This window comes from Ruegeria sp. AG6 (assembly GCF_056541565.1).
Genome location: NZ_JBQFYQ010000003.1, coordinates 1 through 18,678, shown reverse-complemented (window position 1 = coordinate 18,678; position 18,678 = coordinate 1). Strand labels below are relative to the sequence as shown.

The 18,678-nt window shown below is 51.9% G+C and carries 19 protein-coding genes; 10 read left to right on the top strand and 9 right to left on the bottom strand.

Annotation, left to right across the window (positions count from 1 at the left end; translation table 11 throughout):
• Positions 1-4: 4 nt before the first annotated feature.
• On the bottom strand, positions 5-1,471 hold the full coding sequence (gene gntH, locus ACR0I0_RS09145) for a guanitoxin biosynthesis MBL fold metallo-hydrolase GntH (protein ID WP_216598352.1): 1,467 nt from the start codon (positions 1,469-1,471) through the stop codon (positions 5-7).
• A gap of 25 nt (positions 1,472-1,496) precedes the next feature.
• On the bottom strand, positions 1,497-1,715 hold the full coding sequence (locus ACR0I0_RS09140) for a hypothetical protein (protein ID WP_171638341.1): 219 nt from the start codon (positions 1,713-1,715) through the stop codon (positions 1,497-1,499).
• A gap of 99 nt (positions 1,716-1,814) precedes the next feature.
• On the opposite strand from ACR0I0_RS09140, the gene ACR0I0_RS09135 reads away from it, so the two are divergent.
• Positions 1,815-3,149 carry a tetratricopeptide repeat protein gene (locus tag ACR0I0_RS09135; RefSeq protein WP_480491090.1) on the top strand — a complete coding sequence of 445 codons (1,335 nt, stop codon included), beginning with the start codon at positions 1,815-1,817 and terminating at the stop codon, positions 3,147-3,149.
• A 765-nt stretch (positions 3,150-3,914) separates the two neighbouring features.
• Here the strand turns inward: ACR0I0_RS09135 and ACR0I0_RS09130 are convergent.
• The 5 genes from ACR0I0_RS09130 to ACR0I0_RS09110 all read right to left on the bottom strand — a co-directional run bounded on the left by ACR0I0_RS09130 (position 3,915) and on the right by ACR0I0_RS09110 (position 8,021).
• Entirely contained in the window at positions 3,915-5,021 is a 1,107-nt protein-coding gene (locus tag ACR0I0_RS09130; protein ID WP_480491088.1) for an alkene reductase, read from the bottom strand.
• A gap of 122 nt (positions 5,022-5,143) precedes the next feature.
• Positions 5,144-5,878: a TetR/AcrR family transcriptional regulator gene (locus ACR0I0_RS09125; RefSeq protein WP_371807744.1), complete on the bottom strand. Its 735-nt coding sequence runs from the start codon at positions 5,876-5,878 to the stop codon at positions 5,144-5,146.
• Between the two features lie 264 nt (positions 5,879-6,142).
• Positions 6,143-6,679, bottom strand: a complete 537-nt coding sequence (locus ACR0I0_RS09120) for a hypothetical protein (protein WP_209834438.1) — start codon at positions 6,677-6,679, stop codon at positions 6,143-6,145.
• On the bottom strand, positions 6,663-7,433 hold the full coding sequence (locus ACR0I0_RS09115) for a hypothetical protein (protein WP_480491086.1): 771 nt from the start codon (positions 7,431-7,433) through the stop codon (positions 6,663-6,665). The genes ACR0I0_RS09120 and ACR0I0_RS09115 overlap by 17 nt, the downstream gene beginning before the upstream one ends.
• Positions 7,434-7,505: 72 nt before the next feature.
• Positions 7,506-8,021 (bottom strand): DUF805 domain-containing protein, encoded by a 516-nt coding sequence (locus ACR0I0_RS09110; RefSeq protein WP_480491085.1) that lies wholly within the window; start codon positions 8,019-8,021, stop codon positions 7,506-7,508.
• Positions 8,022-8,589: 568 nt separating this feature from the next.
• On the opposite strand from ACR0I0_RS09110, the gene ACR0I0_RS09105 reads away from it, so the two are divergent.
• The 8 genes from ACR0I0_RS09105 (at position 8,590) to ACR0I0_RS09070 (ending at position 13,947) form a co-directional block, all read left to right on the top strand.
• Positions 8,590-8,889 (top strand): hypothetical protein, encoded by a 300-nt coding sequence (locus ACR0I0_RS09105; protein WP_171638330.1) that lies wholly within the window; start codon positions 8,590-8,592, stop codon positions 8,887-8,889.
• 22 nt (positions 8,890-8,911) lie between these two features.
• The gene (locus tag ACR0I0_RS09100; protein ID WP_171638328.1) at positions 8,912-9,217 is read left to right on the top strand and encodes a hypothetical protein; all 306 of its coding nucleotides are present in this window, start codon (positions 8,912-8,914) and stop codon (positions 9,215-9,217) included.
• Positions 9,218-9,252: 35 nt separating this feature from the next.
• Positions 9,253-9,552, top strand: coding sequence for a hypothetical protein (locus ACR0I0_RS09095; RefSeq protein ID WP_113790468.1), 300 nt, complete (start codon positions 9,253-9,255; stop codon positions 9,550-9,552).
• Positions 9,553-9,607: 55 nt separating this feature from the next.
• A complete protein-coding gene (locus ACR0I0_RS09090) occupies positions 9,608-10,222 on the top strand; it encodes a hypothetical protein (protein ID WP_480491083.1) in 615 nt (204 codons plus the stop codon).
• A gap of 348 nt (positions 10,223-10,570) precedes the next feature.
• On the top strand, positions 10,571-10,798 hold the full coding sequence (locus ACR0I0_RS09085; protein WP_171638323.1) for a hypothetical protein: 228 nt from the start codon (positions 10,571-10,573) through the stop codon (positions 10,796-10,798).
• A 120-nt stretch (positions 10,799-10,918) separates the two neighbouring features.
• On the top strand, positions 10,919-11,563 hold the full coding sequence (locus tag ACR0I0_RS09080) for a hypothetical protein (protein WP_480491081.1): 645 nt from the start codon (positions 10,919-10,921) through the stop codon (positions 11,561-11,563).
• A gap of 19 nt (positions 11,564-11,582) precedes the next feature.
• A complete protein-coding gene (locus tag ACR0I0_RS09075; protein WP_480491080.1) occupies positions 11,583-13,016 on the top strand; it encodes a hypothetical protein in 1,434 nt (477 codons plus the stop codon).
• On the top strand, positions 13,006-13,947 hold the full coding sequence (locus ACR0I0_RS09070; protein WP_480491078.1) for a metallophosphoesterase family protein: 942 nt from the start codon (positions 13,006-13,008) through the stop codon (positions 13,945-13,947). The genes ACR0I0_RS09075 and ACR0I0_RS09070 overlap by 11 nt, the downstream gene beginning before the upstream one ends.
• Here the strand turns inward: ACR0I0_RS09070 and ACR0I0_RS09065 are convergent, their stop codons facing one another.
• Positions 13,948-14,706, bottom strand: coding sequence for a DUF4956 domain-containing protein (locus tag ACR0I0_RS09065; protein WP_480491077.1), 759 nt, complete (start codon positions 14,704-14,706; stop codon positions 13,948-13,950).
• Between the two features lie 182 nt (positions 14,707-14,888).
• Here ACR0I0_RS09065 and ACR0I0_RS09060 point away from each other — a divergent pair, with 182 nt between their 5' ends.
• Positions 14,889-15,818 carry an SdiA-regulated domain-containing protein gene (locus ACR0I0_RS09060; protein ID WP_171638315.1) on the top strand — a complete coding sequence of 310 codons (930 nt, stop codon included), beginning with the start codon at positions 14,889-14,891 and terminating at the stop codon, positions 15,816-15,818.
• An 88-nt stretch (positions 15,819-15,906) separates the two neighbouring features.
• On the opposite strand, the gene ACR0I0_RS09055 is transcribed toward ACR0I0_RS09060, so the two are convergent.
• Entirely contained in the window at positions 15,907-18,279 is a 2,373-nt protein-coding gene (locus ACR0I0_RS09055; RefSeq protein ID WP_480491076.1) for an autotransporter family protein, read from the bottom strand.
• Positions 18,280-18,678 lie beyond the last annotated feature (399 nt).

The window sequence follows — 18,678 nt, the reverse complement described above, 5'->3', positions numbered from 1 at the left end:
CCTCTCAGTCTTCATCGCGCGAGCCGATTATATCAGAAACTTTGATGGTAAAGTTCTGCGGCCAATCTCCGCCGGGTGCTCGGAAAACGTCAGTTGGGTAGTATTCGCGTGGATCGATCTCCATATCGCGGTACTTCTGGTCTTGCTGATCTGCGCGGGTGAGCCTCGGATTCGGTAATGTGATTTCATCCGGAAGCTCAATACGCCCGGCCTCGGCTGCCGCAGCCAGTTCACGAAATGGTGGCACAGTACCGGATTTTCCGGGCAATGCAGCTTTCCTGTACCAGATTGCATCCTTGGTCACGTTCACAACGGCTACATCGAGACCCCATTGGAACAAACCGTCGTAGTGGGCGCGAATACCAGCCAGCATTTCAGCGTCAATGTCTTCGTCCTGGGTATAGTGTGTCACCATTCCCAAACGCGGCCTTGTGTCAGCAAAGAGCTTACCCACGGCATAGTGGGAGGTGTGATGCGTATCGATAGTGTAATTAAAGAGATCCTGTGGGATACCGTATTTGTAAGTCATCAACTGACCAATATCCTGCCCCGACATTTCGGTTACAAAGACATCAACGCCTTCGCCGTATTTCCGTGAAAGCTCATCCGGGCGTCCATCGCCGGTCCATACAAAGCTCAGACCGTTCCAATCAAGCCGATAACCAACTGCGCCGTCCTTGGCATGACTGCGCGGCCAGGACCGAACAGTCACACCGTCTTGGTCATAAACGATGCCACCTTCTTGGCGGAAATCGAACTCGTTGACCTCGATCTCATAGCCGTCCCCAATCGGGAACACATCAAAGGCCTCCAGATGCCATTTGAGCATCTGTTGCATGCCTTTGACCATTCCAGCTGTGCCAAGTTCGGGTGTCCGACCAGAGGGACCATGGATGCGCAATGGTGTATACCCTCCAGACCAAGCCCGGAACGGATAGATATAAGGAATGTCGGCGTAGTGATCGACATGCAAATGAGAGATGAAGATATCGTTGATCAACTGCCCAGGCACTTGCATCGCAATGATGTTGCGGACACAACCGGACCCAAAGTCGAAGAAGAACCGTTTTCCATTCCCCAACTCCACCATGATACAAGTACCCGCCTGATCTTCGCGCGGCGGATATGGTGTTGAGCCGCAGAATGAGATGCGCATCTCATCTGGCCCCAACTCCTCACTAAGCGGAAAATAGTTCGCATTTGAACCAGTCATGTACTTCGTAGGACGGAAGTACTCTGGCAAAGAGATGCCGCCTGCGGGTCGACCACCATATGGGTTCTTGAGTGTTTCTCCCAGTGGACCGCCTCCTTCGTGGGCCTCGGCACTTCCTGCCGCAAACCCAGCTGCCCCTGTCGTAGCCGCTCCAGTTGCCAAGCCCTTAAGAACACTCCGCCGCGACGGGTCTTCAATTTGATCTGATGCCCGAACCTGTTTGTCGTCCTGGTCTTTTCTATTGTCTTCCTTGGTCATGGATTGGTCCTCAGTTGGAAGTATCTCAAAGGTTGCGCTTCAACATCCGGCGAAGCTCGTTGATGAGTTCAGATTTGATGTGGGCCCATTCGGCGCGCTCTAAGGCCGAGATCGATGCGTCTTTCGAAAACGCAGATGCTTTCTTCAGGTCTTCGATGACCTCGCCGAGTAGCGCATCCGTTCCGATACGCCCCGACAGCACATCAGAAAGTTCTGGAATTTCTTCAATCAGGTCGACCGTCACTGGAAAAGTCCCGACACCCACTATCTATTCTCAAATCAAGATGAGTGCGGTTGACCGCAAAGGCCAAGTGAGTCACCGTGAGTTGGGGGTGAGTTGACATTGAACAAATCCAACGATTTAACAATAAATCAACATGTTGGGCAGCCTTCTCCGGAACTCATTCGGGAAGCTCTGAGCCGAATCGTATCAAGCGACGGGTTTCAAGCTTCACCACGACTCACGCAATTTCTCACCTATATAGTCGAGGAAGCTCTATCTGGTCGAAGCAATCAGATTAGAGGCAAAGCTATCGCTGTTGAGGTCTATGGGCGGCGCATAGATGGTACTGGTGGTCAAAACCTGGTTCGCGTTGAGGCAAGGCGGCTGCGTCGTCTTTTGCATCAGTTCTACGAAGATCACTGGGACGGCAATGGAGTTCGCATTTTTGTTGACCCCGGCGGATACAAGCCGCGGTTTTCATTCGAACCTACAATCGAAGACCGCACATCAAGTGAGCTGAAGAGCGACAATCCAGTAGGCCGTTGGCGTTCGCGGCAACTGCTGCATGCAGGACTGGGTGTTCTTGCATTGGTCGCTGTGCTTGGCATCTGGATGAGCCAGGATAGCAGGGAGGTTGTGCCAACAACTCGATCCATCGAACAAGCAGAACGTGTGGCGCTTGGTGAACAATCATTGACACGACTCCAGGCGGTCAACCTTGCGGATCAAGCCCGCGGCATGTTTTTCCCCGTTTTTGATGTCAAGCGTCAGCAAATAGCGCTGGGAATGTTCCAGTACGCCAGGGAACTCGACCCGGGTCTGTCCGACGGCTATGCCGGATCAGCGCAGGTCTTGGCGATCCTGGCGGTGTTGTCGCCGGATGAAGCACAAAGGGATGATCTCTTCAATCAAGCCTCGAAAATGTCTGGAAAAGCGCTTGAATTGTCCCCCTCTGATGCGTGGGCAAACGGCGCAAATGGTTGGGTGCTGGCTGTCAAAAACCAGCCAAACGAGGCATTGAAATACGCTAGAATGTCCGTCGAACTGGCGCCGAAGGATGGCCATATTCTCGACGTTGCAGGTATGACCGCCATCTTGGCTAACGCCCCGGAACTTGCTGCCGAGGTTAGCAACCCAGAGAGACCCAAATCAGGATCTGGTAGGTTTGGTGCGAGAAACATCTGGGGCGTTTCACAACTAATGCTCGGGAACTACGAAAGTGTTGTTGAAGCCTTTCAGGGAGCGCCAGCTGCCGGAGCGCCAGTCAGTGCGCCTTCGCTCTTATTCCAAGCCGTTGCGTATGATCAGTTGGGAAATTCAGAAGAAGCACGACGGCTCGTCACTGAAATGCGCAGGACATGGCCTGAGTTTCCATCCGAGTTTCTCGCCGGCAGGATTTTCCACAACGACGTCAATACGCGGAACATAATACTGGAGACGCTGAGTAGATACTGACGAAACGTATCGCGCCTATTGCCTAGAAACGAGCGTCAAATTCTATTCATATAATTCCGCTTTTAAATCACACGGCGTTGATAAAATCGGTGATAGAGCCAGACCACGCCGTCTGTCGATTGAGGATGGGCTTTGCAGATTTGCAAAGCCCGCATTCTGCGCGTCGCAGACGTTCGCGAGAATCCAAGCAAAAAGGCCGCATGGAACCCAAGGTTCCTTAGGAAGGCCCTTTGCGTGATCGAGCAACGCAAAGGACCATAACCGCAACGACTAAGCCAAAAACTGATTGAATTCATCGTTAAGGCAGACAATCGTGCCGCGCAATACAATGGGCAAACTACGCAAACTTATGGGGTGCGCGAAGTGTTATTCGCAAACCTACACATGATGTAGGTGTTCTCATAACGATGCATTACTATCGTTGATTTCATTCAGGAAATTCGGCTGTGTTCGCCCATAATTTTGCGCGGCATTTGCGCATAAGTTTGCACGATTTGCCCATAAGTTTGCGCGGTTCAAGAAACGCGCTAAATTGAAAGTAGTCACCGCACATCTTCTTCAACTAAAACCGGGCGCCTTTCAATCAAGAGTGCATTCTGATTGGAAATATTCAACCCTGATCATAGGGAAGCAGTTAATTCGCAGGCTAGTGATAGATCCTCGCTTCAAGAATGGGCATTTCCGTAACTGCTAGGTGAGCGCGTTCAAACCGACGCGCTCACTTTGCTTGGTTTTGTTTGTCACTACGGAGTTAAGAGCGATGTATCACTCTGCGGCAACCGCTTCCTCTTCCAGTGCCGGGTAATCGGTGTACCCTTTTTCAGTGCCGCCGTAGAGAGTGGTTGGATCGAGCTCATTCAGCGCGGCGTCTTTCTCCAGCCGGTTGACAAGATCCGGGTTGGAAATAAACGGCCGACCAAAGGCCACCAGATCGACGGCTCCGGTTTCAACCGCTTCAACCGCCATTTCGCGGTCATAAGCGTTGTTGCCGATTTTCGCACCGTCAAACAATTCATAGAGCGCCTTCAGATCGCCACCTTCCGGAATATCGCGCGGGCCGCCGGTCTGTCCCTCCACGAGATGGAGATAGGCCAGCCCATAGCCATTCAGCAATTTGACCGCATGGGTGAATGTCGCCTGTGGGTTGCTGTCGGAGATGTTGTTGGCGTCCGAGAATGGGCTGAGGCGGACACCAACGCGGTTGGCGCCCCAGACATCGACAACCACGTCCATGACCTCTTTCAGGAACCGCGCTCTATTCTCGACAGGACCGCCGTATTCGTCTTCACGCTTGTTGGATTCGTCCCGCAGGAATTGATCGATAAGGTATCCGTTGGCTGCGTGGACCTCGACACCGTCGAAACCGGCCTCTTTGGCGTTTTCCGCAGCCCTCCGGTAGTCCGCAACGATGCCAGCAATTTCTTCGATGGCCAGAGCCCGCGGTTCAGATGTTTCAACAAACTGCTCACCATCAAACGTCTTGGCCTTGGCTCCAATTGCGGATGGTGCCACAGGGGCGCCACCATCCTGCTGCAAACTGTAATGCGAAATCCGGCCCACATGCCAAAGCTGGATTACAATCTTCCCGTCCTTGGCATGGACGGCCTCAGTCACTTTTTTCCAGCCGTCGATCTGCGCTTCGGAATAAATGCCGGGCGTCCAGGCATAGCCCTTGCCTTGGGGCGAGATTTGCGAAGCCTCCGTTATGATCAGACCTGCACCCGCCCGCTGAGCGTAGTACTTGGCCTGCAATTCATGGACACTGTCATCCTCGGCTCTTGCCCGGTTGCGGGTCAATGGCGCCATGACAATGCGGTTTTTCAGCTCGATTGCACCAGCTTTGATGCCGGAGAACAGTTTTTCATCAGCCATTGCTGCTTCCTTCTTTGGTAAACTTCGTTCAGATATTATTGGACCGATTAGTCCAATAATAGGATCACTGTCTCTTGTTTGAGTTTGTGTTAGGTTTCATTTCCTTATGGTGGCGGGGGGCCTTATGGCGAAATCACCAACCGGGCTTGTTTCAGGGTTTGCGATATCTGCTCATCGGGAACGCCCGCCTTGCGCAAGGCTAGCGTGCCAATTGCAAGGGAGGCATAGGCGCGCGCCTTGCCGAGAGCCACACCCGGATCTGAAGGCTCAAGCGCTCTCGCAATAATCTCGTCAATACTCTCCAAATGCTGTCGCCCGAGAGCCGCCACTTCATCATCATGAGGAGCAAGCTCCGTAAGGCAATTGATCAGCATGCAGCCGTCACGACCACCTTGCGGGTTCGCCAAAGCTTCCATTATCGCACCAACGGGGTCATTTCCGCTCGCATCTGCAACGTCACGCAGATTTTTCAAACCACGCCTTGAATAGTGCCTGAGAGCTTTGTGAAATAAAGTCTGCTTGTTGACGAACGTTCCATAGAAGCTGGACCGGCTCAAACCCATGGCCTTGGTCAAATCGTCCACGGACGCGGTCTCGTAGCCCTTGTGCCAAAATACGCACAAGGCTTTTTCCAAAGCCTCAGCTTCGTCAAAGGCACGAGGTCTGCCTGGACCTGCGGATGATTTGATGTCGCCATTGGGTAGAGTTTTTTTGCTCATGCGCATGATTTGGAATGATTGATCCAGAAAATCAAGGTGGCGGTAGGAAATTTTTGGAATGGTCAGTCCGTATTGTGACCAGAGAAAGGAATTTAGGTCGGTAGAAATACAGAACCTTCCCATCCCGCTTGGTGTCACGCTAATCTTGGGATCAGGACTGTTTGTCTTTTTGCGGGAGTGTCAGACGAAGAGGATCGTGATCGTCGAAAAGAGAGCCCACGCTCGGTACTAGTTTCCAACACTGGACAGAGTGACTGGTGGCTTTGTCCAATGCGTTGATGTTGATCACTCACAAACCAGAGATTGGTTCGGTAGATCCATGGCCAATGACCTCATTGCGTGCCACAGAGAACTCATCGAATAAACAGGCCGTCAGGCTTATCTGCGGTGCCCAAATGCAGCTTACTCCCAATCGCCAGCAGATGAGCGCCAAGTGTCGGCTTCGCCATCCCAAACACTAGCGCTGACGCATGGCGTTGGGTTTATTCCGTCGCAATTGGATCCATGAATATCCGCTACGACAACGCGTCGACGCCCAAAATCAACGACCGTCCAGCCCTGGTTGAGCAAGGAGTGCACCTCTTCGCTAACCCAAAAGTGCGACATGCATCCGCCAGTTCCGCAGTAAAGAGATGCGGCGCTCGAACACGCAAAACCAGACTCATTCAAAACCCAGTCGCGTTGTAGATCTCCGTTGAGATCGACCCTTTCGACCGCGCCCCAATCTAAGCCAAACTGACCGTTGTTGAACTCCGCGCAGGCTCGTGCCGCCAGATCAACCTTTGCTCGCAAACCGGTTGGAAGTTGCGAAACGTCAGCCGCGACAACTGGTGAGGTCCAAACCAGGCCCGAACCAAGCAGGATCGCAGATACCAAACGTTTCAAGTAGTTTGCCAATTGGGAAGCCGGTTGAAAGGTGGCTTCAGTTGCATTGATCATACCTGTAGTCCCCGTATTCCAGCCAGTTTGACGAGCCTTCGCTAAAAATCAGAAACTCGGACATGTCTTCCCCAAGCAGGGCGACGACAAATCCGGCCGGCGGCTCATAGTTTCCGAAGTAACTATAGGCCGTCATGGCTCTGATCGACGCGCCGTTGACCGTTACTCGCGCGTCCCATTCTCCGTCCGGGTTGTCCAAAATTACCGGTTCGATGACACGCTCTACCGCTCCGCCACCACAATAGACGATGCCTTCTGGGGGTTCGTAGGAGGCCCCTTGGCTAGCTCCTGAATCGCAGGCGGAACGAAGGGACCGAATTGCCGCGCTGGAACCTTTCAAGTCAAAGATTCCGTAGCTGACATCTTGATTAATCATGGACAGGTTAACGGATGCATTGGCCGCGAGCTGGTCCAGTACAAAACCATAATCCTGCTGACTATTGAAACTGACCTCGACAGGATAATTGTCGACGATCTGCAAAGCCGCGTTTTCTGCGCCAACCTGAAATGCCCCAACTTCGGTGGTGCCATTCTTTAAAAACCGAATGGAAAGCCCTTGCTTCTGTACAATGTCCTGGCTGTCCTCATATCCAGCCGGAGCAAAGCGGATACGGTCACACTGAAGCTCCAGCGTCATGTTTCCGGTCTGAATAAATGCATTGGGATTAGGCCCGGAGTTGAACGACCACTCCGCTGATGCTGTGGTCGCCATAGCCATCAGTAGCATTCCAATGGAAATCGTTTTGAACCTCATTTTCTCTCTCCAGGGGTGTGGTTCGTACTGTCATTCAGCCAAAGTTTCCGGTCCGTTACCCGGGCAACAAGGTTAGGAAACAAGTGCGCCGTATTCGTTTGCGCCTTCTTGGGAAGGTCGCGTCAGCCACCAGATCATCAGGATGGACAGAATGAATTGAAGAATTGAGACAACAACAATACCGGTCACGCCCAGGACTGCCGCGGGTCCTCGTAATGCATCGGGGTTTTCCGTCCCTTGCTCCAATACCGAGAAGAACGCCACGCCGCCCAGCATAACAAAAAGCGTTGTAATGCTGAGCGCCATCGGCAGCAGCAAATACCAGCCAGGTCGTCCTGTATCATGCAGCCTCCGCCAACCGGCGGCCAGCATGGGTATGAGAACAGCCAGTTGGAAAACAGAGGACAGAACCCGAGATCCCTGCCCTGTTTCGGGGTTGGTCCCGAATATGATCGTATCCAGCACAGCTAAAGCAGCGCTCGCGAGAACCACGAACAAGAAGAACCACCAGTATTCTGAGCGTAAAGCCCGACCGGAGAACTGAAAGTATTTCGAGAAACACGTTTTAACGGCTTCGCTAAATCCCATATTTCACTCCATTCTTAACTTCTGTGCGGCCTTAAACGCTGCGCCGCTTAGGAGAGCGAACTCGCCCCTACGGATGCTCCTTCTTACCTTTGTTTGAAAGCAGAAGCCTATCGCACGAGAGCGTAATGAATTTTACGCGCGGAAAAAACATTGATTTATTAGAAAATAGATTCAAACATGCGAATTCGACACAGCTTTCATTTTACCTCCGTTGTTGTCGCTGTCGCCCGATTTGTCGGGCCCTTCCGACTGCTGGTGTGAGTGCTGGCGGTCGGAAGGCATTTTACACGGATCAGTCGTTGGGAGGGCGCGATGCTTAGACTTAACGTACTCGCCCTCTTTCCAGAGTTTGCTCTAGCATTTGCTAGTGACGTCATTCGGCCATCCCACGTTGTTGGAGGTCTTGGCAGTCAACGTAATAGTGATCTGCCCGCCAAGCCCCCCCCCAGCAAGTTTTGGAAAAGGTCGTCACAGGATCGAGGTATGTTCTGTCGGCTGCCCAAACGCGAGATCCTCAAACAAGCGTATCCAACTTCGTTAATTTCAACAGACTCAGAGGGAGAAGAAAATGACCAACAAGATAGTGATGATTGCGGGCGCAACTTGTTTCACACTGCTTGCGGCCTGTGAGGACACGGGTACATCCAGTGCGCCCGCCGAACTCACACCCGCTCAGCAGGCGTGTTTGCGAGATGTGGCCAAAACAACGAACAATTCGCAAGTCGTGGTGCTCTCATCCGCATTCAGCGAAGCTGGAACACAGGTCACCGTCGGCGTTGGAGAGGATCGGGCTCCGTGGAATTGTATTGCCTACAGTGATGGCGCGACGGCTGGTATCGAGTTCCTGGGCGACGAAGGCGCATTGTGAGCAGTCTGATGCGTGGCCAATAATGGCTGCGCAGCACTGGCTTGATCTGCTGAGGCTCGACTTGGTTTGTAGAACCACCATCATCGTATTCTCGATCCTGTACCTGTTGGCGTTGATTGCATTCTTGACCGGCACATTTGGCTGGTTGGGACAGGAACGAGATCCCTTGTCCGGGGTGTTCCTTTTGCCGTTGGGATTGCCTTGGATAATTCTAGTGGATTTGGTCTCAGAGTCAGCCAAACCGTGGTTTGCGGCGATTGTACCGGTGCTCAACCTGTTAGCGCTGGTCTTGATTTGCAGATGGGTACGCAGTTTGCGCCAGAAGTGAAGGCGGAGCTCTGTCTCACCCAAAAGGAGGAAAACATGGGAAAAGTAATCTTGGGAATTGTGATCGGGCTCGTCCTCGGCGTGGTTGGAGCGATGACCTTGGGTGGCGGGGCCGCAATGGGGGTCGGCGTTGCGACAGGCTTGTCCGCCGGTGTTTGCACCACATTGAAAGGAGCACAAGCCGAGAACCTGATCACCGCCGAGCAAGCGGATCAAATCCTCAATCGCGTAAATTCCGAGATGGCATCTCTGCAAGGAATTGAAACGACAGATGAGATCGTCGGCAGCGCACAGGCATGCGATGAATTTCTGTCAAAGTTACGAGAAGCAAAGTGAGGTTCCGCTTTGTACGGAACAAAACTTCAAGGACAAGCCAACAGGGAACCATCTGATGAAACTCGTTTTACTCAAACTCCTCACACCCATGTTCGCAATCGCGAGCACAGCTGCTTTTGCAATGTCAGAAGCCGACGACGCGTGTATCGACCATTTGCGGCTGGTTGGTGGACCAGACGGTCAATCCGGAACGATTGAAAGCTCTCAGTTCTCGGAAGCTGGTACGCTCGTTATGCTGCGTGATGCAGGTGGAACACTTTGGCGCTGCATCGCTTACAAGGATGGAAGCATCGGCGAGATGTCGGTTGTCGAAGCGATGGATGATGGCGGTGGAGCAGTGGCAGGCGCCGCCGGTTCTACCGGTAGCCAACGTGTCAAATTCGATGCTGATTCCACCGGCGCCGAACTAGTTGGTGAACTCGCGCCCGGAGCGTCGCAGCAATATGTTCTCGGTGCAAAGAACGAACAGTTTCTTTACGTCCAAGTTGCGCCGCGAAATGGCTCCTTGGACTATGTTATTCGTAACCCTGATGGATCTGAATTGTTAGGATTGATGTCGGCGGACAAAGAGTATCGAGGACAGCTTTGGCAATCCGGTGATCATGTTGTGGAGGTTATCAATCGCAGCAACTCTTCTGTCGACTACAACGTCATTTTCGGAATTGAATAGGTGATCAATCAGAAACCCTGGAACGCAAGTCCAAACAAGCGAGGGAAAAACAGATGAAACCCAAGGTCCTATTGGTGATCGGCACGGCGTGTATTACTGCGCTTGCAGCATGCGACGACAGTGTTGGATCAGTGGATGCAAGTGCACCAACTGTGGGCAGCTCTAGCGATCTTTCGTCATTTGAAGGGGCAAGAGCGGGCCAAGCTGAAATGGGCATCCAAAGTCTCGGATTTGAACTCATCCGCAGCGAAGGGCTGACCTCGTACTGGTTTAACAGAGATACTGGTGCATGTGCTCGGATCACGACATCTGAGGGAAGGTACTCAGATGTAACTATGCTGCCATCAAGTGACTGCTGACACATTTTTCATCAATCAAACATCTGCAAAAGGGAGCTTCAGTTTGCATTTCGACTTGGCACATGCGGCGGTTACCATCGTCGCTCTAATTGTAACAAACCTGGCCTTGAAATTGGCCGGCGTGATAAACGAAGAAAACAAAGACCAATTGAACTGGAAAGTATTTCTGGCCTACTTCGTGGTCGTCTTTATCATCAATCTGGTGTGGCCAATCTAAAGCTTCAGTTCGGAAAGTCTATCGCGCACTTGATACGGCTGCTGAGAATGAGCCGCTCCAATAGATTACCAAGTGGGAAGAGTTTGAGCATATAGCGCTTAGGAATAGAAAGGAACTGGCATGCGGTTTTTGACGTCCCTCATATTCATCGGTGTTCTGGCAACTGCGGCGAATTCTGACGTCACCAGTCGAAACGGTGGCCCAAGCAACAGCCAGATGCTCTCAAAGGGCAGCGACGGAGGCGTCGATGGCGTCGCTTTCTTTCGCCCAGTCCTAAGCGGAGTTTTGTATCGCTCTGGCTTCAAGGGCGGCGACAAGGGTCGAACGGGCTTGAGCAACGCTCAGCGTGAAACACTGTGCGATGAAGGGTTTTCGGCCGGGTTTTATGCGGACTTCGGCAAGAACACCGAATACGGCCGCACCAGTTGCGGAAACGGATCCTTTGACTATCAGAGCGCCAGATCGTCCCGACCCGGCACTGTCATGGCCGCCATACACGAGGTGATTGAGGACCCTGGAAAGGGTCCTGTCCTGGTGCACTGCATGTGGGGCGTTCATTCCTCTGGTGCATTGTCGGCAATGGCGCTTGTTCAGTTTTGCGGATGGACGGAAGAAAGGGCCAAGGAATATTGGAATGATGCCCGAAACGGGGCGCCTTGTTCAGGCGGGTGCGACCAGTGGATTGACACAAAATTCTCCAACTTCAGTGTCGACCCAAAGTTGAAAATCTCCACCGAACAACAGGCAGCGATTTGCCCTAAATGATACCGGGAGGACTATCCAAATGAAGTTCAATCTTCTGGGGTCACTTGCTCTCATTGCACCCACTGTCTTGTGGGCGAACGACGATGTTCTCGGTGAAGCCACGACCTTTGATAGTCCCAACGGCGTTACTGAACGCTGTATTCGGATCGAAAAAGTCCCAACGGGCGTGTACAAGAACAGCGATCTTGAGGAAGAAACTGCCTATTGCGAGATCAATTTCTATGCCTCCGAAATTGCTATTTGCCCAAAAACATGGAGCACCAGCCCAGGAATGGCAGTCTACGATATCTCGGAAGGACTTTACGTGGGGAACCGTTCTGAATTCGAGAGAAACGCTTGCAAAGAGGGGAAGGCAGCAAAAGATCTGGCCAAGGACAGGGTGGCCAAATTCAAATCCACCATGAACCAAAAGGGCACCAGTGGAACCTTTTCCACCTCGTCGCTGCTTTACTATCATTTCTCCAGATATTTCGACACGACTGTAAAAGTTCCAGTCGCCGTTTGGCGAAGCATTGACGCCCAGGCGCATTTTTCCGAGGTTGCAGAGCCTGGCCTTGCGATTTCTGGTGGCTCTCATGGCGGGCGCATGAACCATGAAGGCTGGCGGGTCTTTGCAGCTGCGGACGCCGATCCGAACTCATACCAACCGACCGATGATCTATTCACCGCAGATCGAACGCAGATTTACGGTGTACTGCTTGATAGTCCTGGGCATCGATACGGTTCGGAAATCAACGGCACTCGCAAGTCTGGTTGGGGGAAAGGCCAAAACCGTGACTTTCAGGAAACCCCCGCTTTCTTGGCTTTGCGTTCTTCGAAACCCTTGTCAGAGGCCATTGCAGAGGGCGTCAGAGAAGGCAGAAAAGACCGGATGATCAACAAGGATCTCGGCCCCGATGTCAGCGACCAACAGATGGCATTTTGGATGCAAGAACTTACCGAGATTGTTCTCCTCGATTTCATCTTTAGCCAGCAGGACCGCGTAGGAAACATAGACTTTACACCCTATTGGTATTGGGTCGAAGACGGAAAGCTGAAGCATAAGAAAGCCAAGAACCATGAGCCAAACGATGGAGACGTTCCCGCCGACGCGTTATTGATCCGTCGCAGCAATCTAAACGACAACGATGCTGGTGGGCGTGTCGAGTATGCCAACTTCGCGAAATCTACCCAAATGCTGGAGAAAATTCGCCACTTCTCTCCAAGCACGTATCGGCGCTTGGTTGCTTTGAATAGTGATCTTCAATCTCAAGGTCTCGTCTACGGCTGGTTGTCGCGGAGCCTTGGGTTGTCAGATAGGCAGATTGCCCAAGTTGTGAAAAACACCGAGCTGGCAACGTCCATTCTCTGGGACAATTGTTCTAATGGTGATTTGATGTTCGACTTGGATCCTGTCGCATTCTTTTTGAGAAACGACACCGAGGTAGAGGCTGTGGACTGTAATGCCCCGTAAGCTTTCCACCCTTTTTGCGGCGTTCATTTGGACCGCTCTGCTCGCCAGCAAAGCGGCGGCATTGGATGTCATCGTCATATCGGATCTGAATGGAAGCTATGGTTCGGTAAGATACGATGCCCGCGTCGACAAAGCGATTGAGCGCATAATCGAGATTGATCCCGATTTGGTTATTTCGACCGGAGATATGGTTGCGGGACAGCGCATTCCCAACTTGTCCGACAAACAGGTCAGGGAGATGTGGAAGGCGTTTCACGAGGCCGTATCAGATCCTTTAGAGGCCGCCGGCATTCCATTTGCGGTCACGCCTGGAAACCACGATGCCTCCGCCTATCGTGGGTTCGAGCGTGAAAGAAAAATATACGCAGAGGAATGGACGCCGAGAAAACCAGGCGTCGATTTCCTGGTTTCAGATGACTACCCGTTCTTCTACGCATTTGAGATGCAGGGCATTACGTTTGCGTCTCTGGATGCAACGACCCTAGGTCCCCTATCCGGCGACCAGCAGGACCGGCTACAGGAATTGGGTGCAGACGGAGACCCTATTGTTACTTTCAGCCACCTCCCACTTTGGCCGTTCGCGATCCAGCGCGAACGAGAAATCATCGGTGACCCTACACTTGAGAAGATCTACCTGGAAAGCGGTGTCGTTCTGCATCTGTCAGGCCACCATCATGCCTTCTACCCAGGCTGGAAAGACGGTGTGGCTTATGTTTCCCAAGCTTGTTTAGGAGGTGGCCCGCGACGGCTTATTGGTGACAATGCCAAATCACCTCACAGCTTCACTCATTTTACGTTCCAACCAAACGGAGAGTTTGGGATAGCAGTATATCGAGGGCCTGATTTCGAAAGGTCAGTAAACTTCAAGTCGCTCCCGAAAGAGATCAGATCCCCGAATGCGGTGTTGAAACGCTTAGACCTTGTGAAATGATTAGAGGTTGAGTTTCAGCTCAACTTTTTCAGGGACCAGATCGTTTATCATCTCTTCGATCCGAGCTTCTGAAAGTCCTCCCGAAGTAATGAAAAGCAATGAAACGCGAGATTTGCCGGGAACGTGGTGTTTTCGGACCAACTTCCAGCCAGCGTCTGCGGCCATGGCTTCAATGTCCCCGCTGACTTTCAATGAGTGCTCTTCGTTTGAAGCCTTGAGCGAAATTTCCACGCCCTTGTTTCGCCCACCGAGCCAAATGAAACACCAACATACAACCGCCACCAGTGTGGCCATCAAGGGTAAGCCCAGCCCTACCGCCAGCCCAAGCACGGTGACTATAATCATTTCCACCGTGTCGACCGGGTCATCCATATTTGATCGGAATCTTAACAGAGCTCCTATTCCAAAAATCACGAACCCGATCATCGATCCGTGCTGTACGACCAGAAACCCAACCGCCATGCCGACAAGCGCATAAAGGAAGAACAGTCGCGGCATGACGATATCGCTGACACTTCTACGGGCTTTACGTCTCACCGGATGATAGACGATCAAGCCAGCCAGAATGATCGTTACGATCACATCGAGAGCAAAGAAATACAGTTCCTGTTTGCCACGAAACTGCGTCCACCGGCGTTCGATAACGATTTCCGACCCCGAAGCCCCGGCCAGCATCGTCGCAGGGTCGACTTGTGACACCGCAGCACCTGGCAACAGCAGCATCAACAACACGGTCACAAATGTGAGGGTCGTATTCAACTTGTCTTCCTTCCTGCTCACGCCAAAGGCTTACGCTTCACCAAAGGCACATCGCGCCCTATTCAATTCAATCGCAACAGGCGGGATCAGGTAAAGAGATTACCGTGCATTCTTCGGACATCGCGTCCGGACTGTGATACGAACGCTGATACAAGGATATGGTCCAAGCGCGAGAAAATCCAATGTCAGAACACAAGCTGCTTCGGTCGAAACTTGGGTTTTCACGGTGCTTACCCAAGCTTGGAGAACTCGCTTCTTTTGCAAGCGCTACTGTTGCATTTCTGGCATGGATCGAGCTCGCCCACGCCGAGAGTCCCGGTTTGACTCTCATCGACTCCTTCAAGGTGGCGGATAAATCGGAAGGCTTCTCGGAGCCTTCCGGATTGTCTCTGTCCAACGCGGAAGGCTTCTTATGGTCAGTAAGCGACGCTGAACCTAAACTGCACCTACTTGGAATCGATGGGGCATTAGGAAACTCATTCAAGCTGCCTTCATTGGCGGGATCAGATCTGGAGGGCGTCGCATCACGAAAAGATGGGTCTGTTTTAGTACTTCAGGAAACCGATCGATCAATTCTAGTCGTTCACCCGACTGACCCCATTCAACTAACTACAATCCCTCTAACATCTCTCAAAGGCTACTCGGACGCCGCTGAATTGCTCGTCGGTAACCCTTTGAACAAGGGACCTGAGGGCATCGCCGTCGACCCGGAATCCGGGCGGGTCTTCATTGGCATTGAGGGACAACCAAGGTTGTTAATGGTCGTATCACCAGAGCTAGATGAAATTATTGAGATGATTCCTTTAGCCCGCGATGCAGGTTTTATCTCCGAGGTTGTAGATAATGATGAACTGGATTTGAGCGGCCTGGCATGGTCCCCGTCTTCACGTTCTCTTTGGATTGTAAGTGACAAAGGCCGTCAAATTTTCGTCTATAATCCAGAGTCCAAGTCCATAAAATCCATCAGTTTGACGTTCACAGAAGATGGCAAACAAAAGGAAGTTAAACATCCCGAAGGTATCGCTCTCGATGAGACCAAAGGGCTTCTCTACATCCTGACAGACGACGCCAAGAAATCGCGGCTTTATGTTTTTAATATCCCCAAATTTTAGTCGCTAGAGAATGACGCTCACATTGCCACGATAGCTTCCGCAAGTTGTTGCAGCTAGCTTACCACTCCTCTTCGTTGGTCCGCCCTAATCAGAACCGAACACTTAAGTTTGCACCGAGGCCATGCTCTTGGCCGTTGGAGCGAACTGAATAGCCATATCCTGCCGTTAGTCTGGCCAGATCAGATATCTGATACCCTAGCCCCAGACCAAGCACGAAACCATTTGCCCCTCGGTTTTGTCCGACTTGTGTGAAAGTGCCAAATATCGGGCTCGTTACAGTGATATCGTGCTCACTATCCTTGTTGGCAAAGAAGTCATACTCATAACGAGCAAAGGCAATTGGGGTTAGCACACCATTCTCTGTCAAGAAGTCCCGTTGGTAGTCAACTCCAATGGACGCGACCAGAGACTCTGCATCCGCTTTTTCAATTGAGTAGTTGAAGTCACCACCGCCAGTCTCTGTGCCTGAACCTTGTTGAATACGCCCGTAGTTCAATCCAAAAACCGTAGAAACCCTTGCACCGCTGTCCAGGTTAAACAACTTCCGTGCCTGGATACCGGCGTGGATTCCCTCTTGGTCCAAATCCGATTTAGCCTCGCCTCCCGTAAAGCCATCAACAGAAGGGTTGTTTCGCTTGGCGTCGGTTTCACCGAACATGTAACCGATCAGCCCGGAGAACTCCCACGTTCCGGTTGTCGTACGCCCGTAGACGCCCGCGTGATAACTGTCTGTCGAAAAGTCCTGATCGACTTGATCGTGCTCATCCATGGAGGACGTCCCAAATCCTGCGTAAACGCCAAAGACCCCTCTTTCCGAACTGAAGACATCAGCACCAACCAAAATAGTGCCGAGTGAATAGTCGAATGTCCCGAGGCCGTTTCTTCCATCAACGTCCCCGCTCACATAGGCCGTGTCGATCCACCAGCGCCGATCAGAGCAGTCGATTGCGCCACTAGGGCTGCGGTCCGTGTCGATGCCACCTGATGCAACGGGTCTGTTTTGATTGTTGAAACCAACTGCTCGATATTTGCGGCAGTCAGCATGGCTCAGAACAGTGTTTGTTATCAGGTCTAGTTGCTCAAGCCCAATAGTCAGGTTGGAGGAATAGGGTTCTGCATGCACGCGATTAAACCCAGCCAGACCTGAATTGGTGAGCGTATTGACAGCGGCACCAATTGTTGAACCGCTACTGAGCCCCGTCCCCGGTGATGCGTTTGTGGTATTAGCAACCGCTCCAGCGAGGTTGCTGGCGTTTGGCGAACTGGTAACCGCCGGGTTCTGCGGTAAGCTTGAGACCGGTTGTGCAGTGAATGCAATGTCGACCTGACCATCTGCGGTGGGCGTATTGGCTATCGTCAGATTAGACAAAGCCGGCAGAGATCCACCTGCAACAAGTGTTGGCGAATCTCCATCAATACTCGAGGCTTGAAGGACCGTGTAATTGTTGCCGGCCGCATAGTCTTGCGCAGTCAGACCGGGACGAGCGGCTTCGACTTGGATTGTGGCGTTGTTAATCCCTGTCACCCGCCCGCTGGATGACACCAAGTCAGCTTTCTGCCCGGCAGTTGGATCGACTTCACTTAAGAGCCTTGACCCAGTTTCAAAGGCGATTCCGCCACTGTTATTAAGTGTACCAATTGAAAAGCCCGGCGAAAGCACCCCCCCGTTCTTAACTGTGAAGTTGAATGCGTTCACGGTTCCCGTGCCGGCCAACGTGCCAAAATTCTCAAAGTTTACGGTGTTCAAACTACTTGCTGCATCAAGCCGAACAGTCGTGCCTGCCGCTATCGCCAGGTCACTGGTTGAAGAAATTGAACTATTCGTCAGTGTGAAATCAGAAGCCTCAGCAACCCGAGTCTGAATATAGTAGGCCCCAAAAACTACTTCGGTCGCTCCCATAACGGTAAGGTTGTCATAGGTTAGCGGGCGGTCAGACTGGAAGTAGACTTCAGTGGGGTCGATATTCGCGCCGTTGAAGGGAGCAAACGTCATTGATCTGCCGGAACCAATCGAAGTTCCAATGAGGTTCACTCTGAGCTTTCCATTGATGTTTGTTGCCAACGCTTCCCGAGATACGAAGTCTCCGCTGCCTGCGGCGACATCAACATTCAGAAGAGTTAAAACTGAAGCATTGCTTGAAACGGTATTTTGGCCAGGAACATACAACTCAATTTCACCTGAGGACGTGATCGAGGAGTTTCCAATTGTAAGTCCTGTAATGGGTCCGTTTGGGATCGGGAGACACGTGCGTTCCGTCGTTGAGATTGTTTGATTAACGCGAATGCTTTCAGATCCAGAAGAGTACTCAATTCGAGGAGCACCTAATTCCACGCAGGCCTGTGAGCTTTGGGCTTGCACTTTGGTTGGCGACATCAAATAAGCCAAGATTAAGAATGCGATATTCGCCAGAGTGATGCGCTGAGCAATTCGACTTAGTGGGAACGGCCTATTATTTATCACCAACTTTCTCCTCTCGCGGTACAAGCGAAGCTACCTCAACTTAGGACTAGAAAAACAAAGTTTATCTTTTTAGATTTTTTGTTGTGGCATATGAGCAAGCTCACAACACGGGAAGGTCTGCGCAACGCAGACCTGCTCGTGCATTTACTGCGAGGCAAGACAAGCCGGGTTTTACATTCCGACCATACCCACCTATGCGCAGAACCAATCGCAAAAGGTCAAGCCTTGAAACGATTTTGCCGAGCTTGATGGGCGCTGAACAGCGCCATTGAGTGTAGGCATGGATCATTGGATTTCGGAGTCGATGGCTAGGGTCAGGACCCATTGATTTTCAGCGAGCGGCATGATTCACGGCTGAAAACCGAGCGGTGAACATGTCTGATCTTTTCTGGTTGACCG